Source organism: Luteolibacter sp. (assembly GCF_039920825.1).
Taxonomy (GTDB): domain Bacteria; phylum Verrucomicrobiota; class Verrucomicrobiia; order Verrucomicrobiales; family Akkermansiaceae; genus Luteolibacter.
The window spans coordinates 56,201-69,206 of sequence record NZ_JBDSCX010000058.1 but is presented as its reverse complement, the minus strand read 5'-3'; the positions used below and the strand labels follow the sequence as shown (position 1 = coordinate 69,206).

General features: G+C 56.7%; 8 protein-coding genes. 1 reads left to right on the top strand and 7 read right to left on the bottom strand.

All coding sequences use genetic code 11. The features are described from left to right. From ppdK to ABIQ96_RS17795, 7 genes are all read right to left on the bottom strand, one after another. Positions 1–2,554 (bottom strand): pyruvate, phosphate dikinase (ppdK, locus tag ABIQ96_RS17825; protein WP_348215980.1); only part of this gene is annotated, 2,554 nt, incomplete at its 3' end. A gap of 182 nt (positions 2,555–2,736) precedes the next feature. Beyond that, entirely contained in the window at positions 2,737–4,641 is a 1,905-nt protein-coding gene (rho, locus tag ABIQ96_RS17820; protein ID WP_348215982.1) for a transcription termination factor Rho, read from the bottom strand. A gap of 135 nt (positions 4,642–4,776) precedes the next feature. Further along, the gene (locus ABIQ96_RS17815; protein ID WP_348215979.1) at positions 4,777–7,401 is read right to left on the bottom strand and encodes an Amuc_1098 family type IV pilus outer membrane protein; all 2,625 of its coding nucleotides are present in this window, start codon (positions 7,399–7,401) and stop codon (positions 4,777–4,779) included. Between the two features lie 75 nt (positions 7,402–7,476). Continuing rightward, complete coding sequence (locus tag ABIQ96_RS17810) at positions 7,477–8,541, bottom strand: Amuc_1099 family pilus-like system protein (RefSeq protein ID WP_348215978.1); 1,065 nt, start codon at positions 8,539–8,541, stop codon at positions 7,477–7,479. Positions 8,542–8,567: 26 nt separating this feature from the next. Next, on the bottom strand, positions 8,568–9,539 hold the full coding sequence (locus ABIQ96_RS17805; RefSeq protein WP_348215977.1) for an Amuc_1100 family pilus-like protein: 972 nt from the start codon (positions 9,537–9,539) through the stop codon (positions 8,568–8,570). Between the two features lie 28 nt (positions 9,540–9,567). Then, positions 9,568–11,448, bottom strand: a complete 1,881-nt coding sequence (locus tag ABIQ96_RS17800; RefSeq protein WP_348215976.1) for an Amuc_1101 family PilM-like pilus complex protein — start codon at positions 11,446–11,448, stop codon at positions 9,568–9,570. A gap of 56 nt (positions 11,449–11,504) precedes the next feature. Beyond that, positions 11,505–12,131 (bottom strand): Amuc_1102 family pilus-like protein, encoded by a 627-nt coding sequence (locus ABIQ96_RS17795; protein WP_348215975.1) that lies wholly within the window; start codon positions 12,129–12,131, stop codon positions 11,505–11,507. Positions 12,132–12,288: 157 nt separating this feature from the next. On the opposite strand from ABIQ96_RS17795, the gene ABIQ96_RS17790 reads away from it, so the two are divergent. Continuing rightward, positions 12,289–13,005 carry a type I 3-dehydroquinate dehydratase gene (locus ABIQ96_RS17790; RefSeq protein WP_348215974.1) on the top strand — a complete coding sequence of 239 codons (717 nt, stop codon included), beginning with the start codon at positions 12,289–12,291 and terminating at the stop codon, positions 13,003–13,005. Position 13,006 lies beyond the last annotated feature (1 nt).

Below are 13,006 nucleotides of genomic sequence, written 5' to 3'. Positions count from 1 at the left end.
AAGGCAGCAGGAACGCGCCCATGTCGTCACGGCTGATGCCGAGCGCGGTCTGGGTGAGGTCGTTGGTGCCGAAGCTGAAGAACTCGGCGTTCTCGGCGATCTGGTCGGCGGTGAGGGCACCGCGCGGAACTTCGATCATGGTGCCAACCTGATATTCGAATTTCACCTTCTTCTCGGCCATCACCTGTTTGGCAACGGCGTGGACGATTTCGGCCTGGAGATCGAACTCCTTCTTGAATCCGACGAGCGGGATCATGACCTCGGGCTTCACCTTGATCTTCTTCTTCGCCACGTCAGCGGCGGCTTCGAAGATGGCGCGGGCCTGCATCTCGGTGATTTCCGGATACGCGATGCCCAGACGGCAACCGCGGTGACCGAGCATCGGGTTGAACTCGTGGAGGTCGTGAACGCGCTGGATGATGGTTTCCACTTTGACACCGAGCTTCTTCGCGAGGTCGAGCTGCTGCTCCTTGCTGTGAGGAAGGAATTCGTGAAGCGGTGGGTCCAGAAGACGGATCGTCGCCGGAAGGCCCTTGAGCACGGTGAAGATGCCGGTGAAATCCTCGCGCTGATAGGGCAGGAGTTTCGCGAGGGCGGCTTTGCGCGCTTCGAGGGTGGTGGCGAGGATCATCTCGCGCATCGCGTCGATACGATCACCTTCGAAGAACATGTGCTCGGTGCGGGTGAGGCCGATGCCCTTGGCTCCGAACGCAAGTGCGATGCGGGTTTGTTCCGGCGTGTCGGCATTGGTGCGGACCGACATGCGGGTCGCTTGCTCACACCATTTCATGAGCTGTTGGAAACCCTTGAATTTCTCGGTTGCCATCGCGGCTTTGTCGCCATCGACGATGCCGGTGATGATTTCCGATGGAGCGGTTTTGAGTTCGCCACCGAAGACCTTGCCACTGGTGCCGTCGATGCTCATGTAGTCGCCTTCCTTGAAGGTCTTGCCAGCCGCAGTGACGGTTTTCTTATCGTAGTTGATATCGACTCCGCCTGCTCCGCAAACGCAGACCTTGCCCATTTGACGGGCAACGAGAGCGGCGTGGGAGGAAACACCGCCCTTGGAGGTGAGGATGCCTTCCGCAGCGATCATACCGCGGAGGTCTTCCGGGCTGGTCTCGGTGCGAACTAGCAGGACCTTCTCACCGCGTGCTTCGGCGAGCACGGCGCGGTCGGCATTCAGATAGATTTTTCCGGAAGCGGCACCCGGACCGGCGGGAAGGCCGGTGGCGAGGGTCTTGGCCTTCGCGACGTCGGCGAGGTCGAAGATCGGTGCGAGAAGTTGCTCAAGTTGTTCGGCAGGGTTGCGCAGGATGGCGGTTTCCCAGTCGATGAGTTTTTCCTTCACCATGTCCATCGAGAACTTGAGCGAGGCGGCGGCGGTGCGCTTGCCGTTGCGGGTTTGCAGCATGAACAGCTTGCCTTCCTGCACGGTGAACTCGATGTCCTGCACGTCCTTGAAGTGGCTTTCGAGGATCTTGCGGACCTTCATCAGCTCGGCGTATGGCTTCGGAAGCGCGGCCTTGAGGGTGCTGACGTTTTCCGGAGTGCGGACGCCGGCGACGACGTCTTCGCCCTGGGCGTTGATGAGGTATTCGCCCCAGAACTCATTTTTGCCGTTAGCAGGGTCGCGGGTGAAAGCGACGCCGGATCCGGAAGTGTCGCCGGTGTTGCCATAGACCATGGCCTGCACGTTGACGGCGGTACCCCATGCGGCGGGGATGTTATATTTGCGGCGATAGACGATCGCGCGGTCGTTCATCCACGAACCGAAAACAGCGCCGGCGGCACCGCGGAGTTGGTCCCATGGATCGCTCGGGAAGCTGTGGCCGGTGCGCTTTTTGACGAGGGCCTTGAAACGCTTGACGAGTTCCTTCTGGTCGTCGGCGGTTAGATCGGAATCGACAATGTCCTTGCCGTATTTGTGATGCTTGAAATTTTCGATTTCGACTTCGAATGGCTCGTGGTCTTCACCCTCAGCCTTCTGCACGCCGAGAACGACGTCGCCATACATCTGAACGAAGCGACGATAGCAATCCCATGCGAAGCGCTCGTTCTTGGTGACAGCTGCTAGAGAGAGGACAGTTGCGTCGTTGAGACCCAGGTTGAGGATGGTGTCCATCATGCCGGGCATGGAATCACGCGCGCCGGAGCGGACGGCCACGAGAAGCGGCATGCCCTTGGCATCGCCGAACTTGCTGCCCATGATTTTTTCCATGTTCTTCACACCGGCTTCCATCTCCGCTTGGAGAGAGACCGGGTAAGTACGCTTGTTATCGTAGAAGTAGGTGCAGACCTCGGTGGAGATCGTGAAGCCCGGAGGCACCGGCAGACCGATGCGGGTCATTTCAGCGAGGTTGGCGCCTTTGCCGCCGAGAAGGGGCTTCATGCTGCCATTGCCGTCAGCCTTTCCGGCTCCCCAGTTGTAAACGTATTTGACCTTCTTGGTGGAGACGGTCTTCTTCGCTGCGGATTTTTTAACCGCGGACTTGGCGGCTTTCGGAGCAGTTTTCTTGGCCGCTGGTTTTGCTGCCTTCTTTTTGGTTGCCATCGTTGTGGTGATATCGAGTTTGAGCATTGATTGCTGGAAACCCGGAAAATCATTGACCCGGCCCAGCACAAGGCGCGGGAGGCTATGCAGGAGGCATAGGGGTGTCAATGAAGCAGTTGCCCGAAAAACACGGGTTTTCAGGCGTGAAAACACGCATCGAAAACCCCACCGGATACGGCTGCCTAGCGGAGTCCGCGGAGCAACAATTCGGCGTTGGTTTTCGTCGCCTTGAGATTACTCAACAAGGTTTCAATAGCATCGCCGATGGGCAGACCTGCGAGCTGCTTGCGGATATCCACCACTTTCAAAAACTCATCCGGATGATAGAGACGGTCATCGTTACGGGTACCCGATTGCGGAATGTGGATCGCAGGGAAAACACGCCGTTCGGCAAGCTCGCGATCGAGGCGGACTTCCATGTTGCCGGTGCCCTTGAACTCCTCAAAAACCACATCATCCAGACGGCTTTCCGTTTCGACCAGAGCCGTCGCCAGAATCGTCAGAGAACCACCTTCTTCGACATTGCGCGCCGTGCCGAAGAATTTCCGGGACTTCTGCAAGGCGACCGGACTGACACCGCCGGAACCGATGGGTCCGCCTTGCATCGCCGAGTTATGTCCCCGCGCGAGACGAGTGAGACTGTCCAACAGGAGGATCACATCCTTGCCTTGCTCGACGAGGCGCTTGGCACGCTCGATCACCAGATCCGCGACTTGTGCATGGCGGCGCGGAGATTCATCAAACGTGGATGCGAAGACCTGCGAACCGACGGTTTCCTCGAAATCGGTGACTTCCTCCGGCCGCTCGTCGAGCAAGAGGATGATCAGTTCCGCATCCGGATGATTCTTGCGGATCGAGCGGGCGATCTGCTTGAGCAAAATGGTTTTTCCGCCGCGCGGAGGAGCCACGATGATTCCGCGCTGACCTTTGCCTAACGGAGCAATGAGATCGATCACACGGACACCAAGGAAATCAACCCCTTCGCCTTCGAGATGGATCCGTTGATCCGGAAAAAGCGGGGTGAGTTTGTCGAACTCCTTCCGGGGTTGAAAATCGGCAACCGGCATGCCCTCGACTTCAATCACCTCGTAACCTGATAGATACTTGTCGCGCTCCCTCGGAGCACGGACTCGAACCTTGATCCATTGGCCGACGCGCAATCCGTGATCCCGCATCAGGTTGGAACCCAGATGAATGTCGTCCGGTCCCGGTCTAAAACTACGCTGCGGATCACGCAACATCGCGAAATTGTCCTTCGCCTGCTCAAGAATGCCCTCGCACACCAGTCCGGTTCCCTCATGCCCGTAGAAACAGAGAAGCTCGTAAACCAACTGGCTCTTCGGGATGCCGCCTTGGATCCTCGCGGGCACGGCTTCCGCCATCGCCTGAAGTTCGGCCAGGGTTTTGAGACGGAATTGATTGATGTCGATGGACACCGGCAGCGGCGGAGCTTCAGCGACCGGAGTGACGACCGGGGATTCGGATTCGTTAGGGAGACTCATGGGAAAAGATTGGATGAAACGACGGATTTGGGAATGGATGACGGCGGGAGGTCCTTCGTTCCAAAAAACGATGTCCGCGCGGGACATCTTTTCCTGAACCGGAAGTTGGGCGGAGAGGATGGATTCTATCAGAAGACCATCGAAACCGCTGCGTGCCTTGAGCCGCTGGATCTGGGTGGAACGGGAAGAAGCGACAACGAGCACCTGCGTTTGACCGAAATCGAATCCCTTCTCAAACAAGAGCGGAACGTCTGCCACGAATAATTCCGCCCCCCGTGTAGCAGCGCGTTCGAGGGAATCAAGACATTCCTGCCGGACCTGCGGATGAAGGATGGCCTCCAGCTCACTGCGGGCGGCATCGTCCGAAAACACCCGCTCGCGCAGCAACGCGCGATCCACCCTTCCTTGCGGATCGAGCATTTGATCTCCGAATGCCCCGGCAACCAGTTCTGCCACCTCATGATTTGATTCCAGCAACCCGTGAACCGAAACATCGCAATCGAAAATCTCCACCGATGGCAAACATTGTCGCAACAAACGGCAAACCGTGGATTTACCGGATGCGATCCCGCCCGTCAGTGCCATAACCCGCATGCCTTGGAGAGTCCGGAAGGTCCTTCACCGAATCAAGAAAAGAACGCGGACTCGGCATGAGGAAGGCGACAAAAAAACGGGCGAAGGATTTCTCCTTCGCCCGTTTGGAAACAATTTTTTAATCGCTTATTGTCCTGGCAACGGAGGAAGCATTCCTGCGTCGCCAGCACCGGCACCACCCGTGGAAACGGGCACCTGCTGGATCGCATCGGCACCACGCAATGGGCGACCGGTTGCATCGATGATCTGCGCCGTGACAAAGATGATCAGGTTGCTCTTGATGTGGTTTTCGGACTTCGATTGGAAGAGACGACCGATGATCGGGATATCACCAAGAATCGGCACTTTGTCTTCGATGTTTTGGACATCTTCGCGAATCAGACCACCGACGGCGACCGTGTAACCATCATAGATGGTGAGCGCGGTATTGACGCGGCGGGCCGAGAAAACAGGCATTTCAATCCGGTTTTCCGTGATGATCGAGGTGACTGGATTACCCAAGGCGTCGGTGGAAGGCGATTGGATCGGGCTGCCGTAGTTGATGAAGCCTTCGAATTCGACGATTTCAGGAACGAAGCGGAGATCGATCACGAAATCGTTTTCGGCGATCGTCGGTTCAATTTCCAAGGTCACGCCGGTGTTGCGGGTGTCGAACGCGGTCGGCGTCGCCGGAGTAACGGGGAAGCTGGAACCGCCGCCGCCACCGAAGCCACCACCGCCGAGCAAGCCGCCGCTCACGGTGCTACCCGTGCTGTTTGGAAGTTCAGGGGGTTCGTATTCGGTCGGGTAGATGAATTCACGGATGATTTCGATCGTAGCCTTCTGGCCGGATTTTGCAGTGACCGACGGAGCAGTCATCAAGTCCGTGCCCTTTTTCTGGGCAAGACCACGCATGATCATCTGCACCTGTCCATCCGAGAACAGACCGGTAAGCGCCGCGATACCGGGAGCGACATTCGCACGTTGAGCAGTCCGGTTCGGGTTGTTGAGGATGGCATCAATGCTGTTCCGATTGATCGCCTGATCTCCACTGCGTAGGCCGTTGGTCGAAACGTTATCGACAAATTGGGCAGGGCCGGCCGGAATACCATCGACGGATGTTCCGTTGACCGGGCTGATGAAGTCATTGGCGGTGCGTCCGGCTTGGTTGCCGATGGTGCCGCCGTTGGCAAACACCGTATTGGAAAGGTTGACTCCGGCGATCAGCCAGTCGAATCCGAGTTCATCGTTGTTTTCCTGGGAAATTTCAACGAACTTGGTGGTGATCTTCACCTGCTTCGGCTTGTTGCCGACCATGGTCTGGACGAGCTGCTCTACCTTGTCGAGTTCCGAAGGCGTGTTGGTGACCAACAGCACACCGGAGTTGCTCAAGGTCGCGGATGTATTTTCCGAGAAGGCGATACCCGCACGCTTGAGGAGATCAAGAATCGGAGGACGAGCGGTCAATTTCGCAGCACCGCCCGAAGCTGCCGTATCGGCAAAGGGATCGGCATCGGCAGCGGCACCACCACCGTCATCCCCACCACTGAGAGAACTGTTGAAGTCAGGCGGCACATGGAAGGTGCGGGTGAAAATGTCTTCACCGGTTTCCGTCTGCGGTACGAGCGTGACCGCGAAGTCGTCCACCTTGTAGCGGAGCTTGGTTTGGTCACAAATGTATTTGAGGGCGACAGCAAGAGGCACATTGCGGAGGCGGAGCTCATGAACGCGGAGTGCTCCCGGATCGCTGGCAGGACCTGGAAGACTGGCTTCCGCCCCTGGAGCGGCTGGATCCGTGCCCGCATCAGCCGCGCCGACAGCGCTTGGACGAGGGCGGCGAATCACGAAATTGACGCCTTTCTTGGTAGGGTCGAGTTCAGTCGTGTCGAGTTCGGAAGCACGCAGGCGGAGGAAATCGATAGCTTCCTCAACCGTGGTATCTTCGAAGTCAATCCGGGGAACAACAATTCTGCGAAGCTTTTCCGTGATATAAGCAACACCATCGGTGATGCCGTCCTTACCGTAGTTGTCCGGGCCGAGCACCGGAGCATCCGGTGGCACAGAGAGTTCCCACGCGGCATCCACCTGGCTGAGAAGCTCGGCGCGGGTGTGGTCGTAAGCAGCCCGATAATAATCGGATTTTGATTGTGCGACGTGCTCAAGACCGCGGCGTGCGGCCGAGTTATAAGGATCGATGCGAATCACGTTTTCGTATTCACGCTTGGCATCGTCGTATTTACCGAGGTTAAAATTTCCTTCCGCCGTGTAGAGACCGCGACGCACCTTGTCGATGTTCTGGGTATGTTCGTAGGTCAGAGCCGGGTTGGTGCGGATCGGATCATCGAGATAGCCAAGTTCACGTTTTGCATCCGCATTCTCGGAATCGACCGCAAGCACGCCTTCAAGCAGAGTGCGGGCTTCGGGATACTTGCCGACTTTGCGATGCTGCATTGCGAGTGCGACGCTCGCATCAGCATAATGAGCCGTATAGCTCTGACGACGGTCAGACACCATCGGCGCGTCAGGGAGGCGATCCAAAGCCTGCTTATACTTGTCCACAGCCTGCTGATAGTCACCTTTCGCGTAAGCGGCACGGCCTTCGGCCAAGAGGGCATCTGCCTCGGTGACGGCGTCCTGACGACGGATCATTTCACGTTGGGCGAGTCCGCTGAGACTGGAGCCGCCTTCACCGGCGGTGGCGACCGTAACGGTGGCGGGCATGGAGGATGCCACGGCCATCAACGCGAGGGCGGAGCGACTGGATCGATACATTGGCGTTTTTTGCATAGTGAGCTGAGGTTTTCTGGCGATGTTTTCGAGTTTTGGAAAGCGATTTTTTGAAGGATATTACTCACCCATCTTCGGGAGACTACCCTTGCTGATTTCAAGGGTTTTTGTCTTCCCTTCGGCATCCGGGTATTCAATGGTGACCGATGCGGCAGTGAGAGACTTGACGCGGTAGTTCTTCTTGGGGCTGTCAAATGGCAGGCCGAACGTGGTGTTTTCCTCGACCTTGAATTCCTTACCGCCTTGGCCCAGAGCCTCAAGCGAGAGAACCGCAGTCCGGTCGTATTTCAAATACTCGTTCTTCAATTGGTCATTGAGAGGTGCCGGGAATTCATAAATCGTGCCTTTTTTGTTAGGACGTTGATCTTCGATCCTGACGATCGTAACGTCGGATTCGGAATTGGTCTTCTTATTCATCACCTTGCGGACTTCCGAGCCAAGCAGTTTGAAGCGGTCCTGCATGATTCCCGCGGCAAAGAACGTCTGGCCGGGTGTAATCATGTTCGCGGCACCGGTCTTGTTCATGCCCTTCTTGTTATCCTCATACGTGAAGGGGAACGATCCGCCATCCCCGCCGAATCCCGGGCGGATCACCCACGTGAGGCTTTCGTCGCGGACGTACATCAGTTTCGCGATCAGCGAAGGAACATCCTTAGCGTTGTTAGGATCGGTTTTCGCGTTGAATTCCTCAAGGTTGGAGAACCCGTCATGATCGGGATCCCGACTCGGGGAATCGCCAAATCCGGGATCGAGACGATTCTCGATCCACCACATGTTAGGAATTGGAGGGTGGACCGGAGGTTCGTTTTTGCCAGCGAGATCCACCGGCGTCTCAGGCGCCTTGCTGGAGACAAACAAAGGAATGCCCGTGAAAAGATCCACTGTCCGATCACCATCAACCACGGCCTGGTCCCAAATCCGGTCGAGCGTCATCGAGGCACGCGCTTTGGGAATAAGATCGGCACCAGCCACCGCGGCATTGGAGTTGCCTCCGCCGGTCAGGGTGGCTGCAAAGTCTTCCGCGACTCCGCCAAATCTGGACCAGCCCATATAGGCGAGCCCCAAAGCGAGGACGGCGGCTCCGCCAAGGGCGGCTTTTTCGTAATTCTTGGATAACCAGGACATGGTCGGAAATGGGGCGTTCGAAGGGTTTAAGGAAGCTTCTTCGCAGGAAGAAATTGAAGGACATCAAGCCGGAGAAACACTTGGATTTCCTCATTACCCAGCACTTGGGCAAGAATCCGGCCGGAATCGGCGGCTTTTGGCGCTGTATCAGCAGCAGGGGTTACCACGGCAGGCTTGGGAGCGGCGGGTTCGTCACCCGGAAGAACGAAATCGCCGGAGAATCCACCCGCGGCGGCAGCCGATGGAGCGGCAGCCGGTTTCTCGAATTGGGCATCCGCCGCGCGCGGCGGATCCTTCTTCTCGTTGGCGACACGGATGGAGCGGATCACGACATACTGTTTGTCCGGCTTGGTGATGGCGGTGATGAACTCGCGAACGGATTTTTCGGTTCCCTTAAAGGTGATTTCCAAGGGGAAAGCCCGTGCCACGGCATCGCCGGCTGCATAGGTTTTAGCAGCCTCTTCCGGCAGCTCCGGACGATAGAGATTTTTCAATTCCGTCGGATGGGCTTTCGCCAGCGCGAGCATCAGATTTTTGACGGAGGCAAGCTGGTAATCGAGAATGCCGGTCGAGGATTCGGAAGCGAGCGAGGTTTTGTATTTTTCAAAACCGGCGAAATATGCCTCCGGAACAATCACCTCGTTCTCTTCAAAAGCCGCACGGGTTTCGGTATTGGCGGCAAGCAGGCGGTTGGTGAATTCCTGCGGCGAAACATTTGTGATTTCCGCCGGGCGAAATTGTTGGAAAGCCGTTTGCAGGGCTTCCACGGCACCGCGATAATCGGTAATCGCCTTGCGCTTCGCATCACGATTTTCGGGTTTTGGATAGAGCGGGCCTTTCTCGTATCCGCTTGCCGCGTCCGAAGCTGCGGTAAACTCGTCCTTCGCGGTGCTGTAGCGGGAGGCTCCTTGCGAACCCACAATATAAAGCACGATAACTCCCAACAGGGTTCCTCCGCCGAGAGCGGCTAAAAATTTGTTTTCCTTGATCCAACTCATAATTCAGATGGCAAAATGTTGATCAATCTCACTTGGCGATGACATCGCGCGCCAAGGGCAGGGTGATTTCAAATGGGAAGCCCAATTCTCCGGGCTTACCGGCGACGGTAATGTCGAGGATGCGATCATCCGGCAGGATGATGTCGTCACCGCCCTTGGGATTTTTGACCTTGAAACGAAAGCTGCTAGAGCTGTTCGACTTGTCACGAAGGTTTTTCAGCAACTCCGACACCACGTTCTGGCTCTTGGGAGTCTCCCGCCAGAATCCCTTGATCCGGACGGCGTTGGCAGCCAAAGCCACAGCCTGAACCGGCTGGGCTTGGCCTTTTTTGCCTGCCGCTGGTGCGGGTGCTTCAATCTTCATGTCAGAGAGCGAGGATGTTCCGTAGGCTGCTGCAAAAAATTCCGCTTTGATGAGGGATTGTCCGGACTTGGGCTTGGCATTGGGTCTGCCAGCCTCACCGGATTCGGCAAGGGGATCATAACCGTAGAGCGGCTCAAGGTCGGTCACCCAAACCGCATCGCTCGCAAAAGCACCTCGAACTTCAGACAGGAGATCCATCCAGAAAGCATGATCCGACTCGGCATTGGTGTAGCCGGAAGCAATTTTATTAAGTGCCGCCTCGTTTTTCAAAAGCTGGTCGATCTCACCCTTGATGGGCTCCAACGCAGTACGCTGGTCTTCCATCTTGGTTTTATACTCTTTCGCTGCGGATGCCGCGAGGTTCTGGAAAACAGCCCAAACAAGCATGCCGCCCAATAGAACCGCTGCGGTCCCGATAAGGAACGGTTTGCGACGGTCTGCCGCTCTGGACTGCTCTACGACACCGGGAACGAGATCGATGTTAATGACGGATTTGCCGATTCCCCGCAGACCGAGCCCGACGAGTTCGCCCATCAAGTGACCTTCGCGTTGGACCACTGCGGAATCGACGCCTTTGCCGATGGTCACATTTCCCACCGGATTGAAATACTCAACCGGAAGATTCAGCTTCTCTTGGAAAAATTCGAGCGTGTAAGGAAGGTTGGCTCCTCCACCGGCAAGAAGAATCCGGCGTGGTGCGCTTCCACCGTGTTGGGCGCGGTAGTAATTCGTGGTCCGGGCGATTTCCGCAGGGAGACGGGTTAGGGCGTTCCGGATCACCATCGCGAGGGCGGCCACGGACTCATCCATTTGCTCGGTATGTCCGCCACCCAGAGCGACGAGACCGTTGGAAATCTTCTGATGCTCGGCTTCCATGAAAGGAATGCCGTATTCCTTGGCGATCGCCGCGGTGACCGCGCCACCGCCAATGGCGATGCTGCGGGTGAAAAAGCGGCGACCTTCGATGTAAAGGAGGTTGCTGGTCTTGGCTCCGATGTCGATCAGCAGGATCGGCTCTTCCGGATTTCCGTAAGTGGCGCGGAACGCGTTGTAAATCGCCATCGGTGCGACATCGACTTCCGAAGTTCCGAGTGCGGCGTCATTAACGGCCGAGTTGACCTCATCCAGCGCATCGGCCTTGATCGCAACGATCACCACTTCCTTTTCGTCAGCTCCTTCGATGAGTTCGTAATCCCAGACCACTTCGGCCAGCGGGAATGGAACGTGTTGCTGCGCTTCAAAGGTCACCAATTGCTCGATGTTGTCTTCCTGAAGTGGCGGAAGTTTCACGAAGCGGGTGAAAACCGATTGCCCGGAGATCGCATAGCGAACCTTCGAGCCGCCGACTTTGAGCCGGTTGGCGAGATCCGCAATCGCAACCCGGGATTGGGAAATCCTGGATGAATCCAGAGCCGGGTCGGCGACGATGGTTTCCGAATCATACGCTTTGAGAATCAGAGTGCCGTTTTTCGATGCTTCGAAAACGGCCATGCCGATGCGTTGGGATCCGATGTTGAGTGCGACGGTGGTCTGGTTTTCAGCCATGATGCGATTGAGATAAAAAGAAAACGGATTTCGTGAAAGTGGGTGAAATGCCCGATTCAGCGGCGTTCCACGCTGACTTCTGCATAGCGGTCGAACCACATATTGCTGAAGGGCGTCTCATTCTTGTTGAGAAGCGGCACGCTGTCGTCGCGTGAGATGCTTTTCGAAGCCGCCAGCCACCAACCGACCTTGCCCTTGCTCGTTTCCTCGGCAGCCTTCACGCCATTGACCAGCACTTCATAGCCAACATATTCAACCGCCTGTTTGCCGCCTTTATCGGATCCGGTGAGGCGTTTGACGGAGCCCGGGGAAAGATAGACCGAGCAATAGATCATCTCGTCCAAAGGAATGTTCACGTAATCGATATCCTTGGTCAGAAGCAACATGGTCCCCACTTTTTCAGGGTTCTTCACCGCGATGTACCACTTCACCGTGAGTTTCTCACAGGTCTTCGAAGCCGGTGCAGGTGCGAGTGCAATCTTGAGGCCGGCTTCGATTTCCAGCCAATCCTTGGGTTTGAAACTCTTTTGTTTTCCTCCCGAAAATTCCGGCGAGGGAAGATCATCGAAGGCGGGCTTCTCACCGACGACTTTGGCAGCTTGACCGAAAGCACTCCCGATGGAGAGGGCGGCGAAGATTGCGGAGGCGGTGATTGAAAGGGAATTGCGTAGGATAACGTTCATACGGTGCGGGTTTAGAGAGAAACTAGGGAACTGGGTTTCGGGTTGACCAGAGAAAATGACGATTTGCTGATAAAATTTCGTTCAAAGTAAATACACTTGGCACTTGCAGTGCCCACAAGCGATTGACGCATCACCATTTGCCGCGCTTCACTTGGCCATGGCGCTCGTGAAATTTGAGATGAATGGCGGATCTGCCAAGATCGTTGGAAGCTTCGGCAGCGCAAGTGATTTGCGCGATTCGCAATTGGCCGAAGTCCGCAAGGCGTGCGACATCGCGGAGATCCGGCTCGATCTGCTGATAGCAGAATGTGGAAAGATCCATCCCGCCCTGTGGGCCCACCTGTTGGATTTTCCGCTGCTTTTCACGGCACGCCGCAGCGAGGAAGGCGGTGCCGGCGCATTGGACGCCGATACCCGGACCAAGCTCCTGATGGATGTGCTCGATGATGCCTCGTTGATCGATATCGAGGTCGCCAGCATCCCGGAAATGACAACGATTCTGCATGAGCTTCGCAGCAGGAAAATCCCGTGGGTCGCGTCGTGCCATGATTTCGAAAAACTCCCCGATCTCGCGGTTCTGAGAGAAGCGGAAGCCCGCGCAAACGAGAGCGGCGCGACGATTTTCAAAGCAGCCGCCATGCTTTCATCACCGGCAGATCTCACCCGGCTTGCGGACTTCCAAATGGCGAGCCACGCGCTCCCTGTTTCCACGATGGGAATGGGGCCGTTAGCCCCGGTTTCCCGCCTGCTTTGCGCCCAGACCGGCAGCGTGCTGAACTACGGCTACCTCGGAACCAAGGCGACAGCGCCCGGCCAATGGGACAGCAGACTGTTGAAAACAGCGATCTCGCGGCTGACTCCGTTCAAGCGCTAAC

Coding starts and splice junctions, on each gene's coding strand:
- rho (WP_348215982.1), bottom strand. CDS start 4,641: ATGGCACTGACGGGCGGGATCGCATCCGGTAAATCCACGGTTTGCCGT.
- ABIQ96_RS17815 (WP_348215979.1), bottom strand. CDS start 7,401: ATGTATCGATCCAGTCGCTCCGCCCTCGCGTTGATGGCCGTGGCATCC.
- ABIQ96_RS17810 (WP_348215978.1), bottom strand. CDS start 8,541: ATGTCCTGGTTATCCAAGAATTACGAAAAAGCCGCCCTTGGCGGAGCC.
- ABIQ96_RS17805 (WP_348215977.1), bottom strand. CDS start 9,539: ATGAGTTGGATCAAGGAAAACAAATTTTTAGCCGCTCTCGGCGGAGGA.
- ABIQ96_RS17800 (WP_348215976.1), bottom strand. CDS start 11,448: ATGGCTGAAAACCAGACCACCGTCGCACTCAACATCGGATCCCAACGC.
- ABIQ96_RS17795 (WP_348215975.1), bottom strand. CDS start 12,131: ATGAACGTTATCCTACGCAATTCCCTTTCAATCACCGCCTCCGCAATC.
- ABIQ96_RS17790 (WP_348215974.1), top strand. CDS start 12,289: ATGGCGCTCGTGAAATTTGAGATGAATGGCGGATCTGCCAAGATCGTT.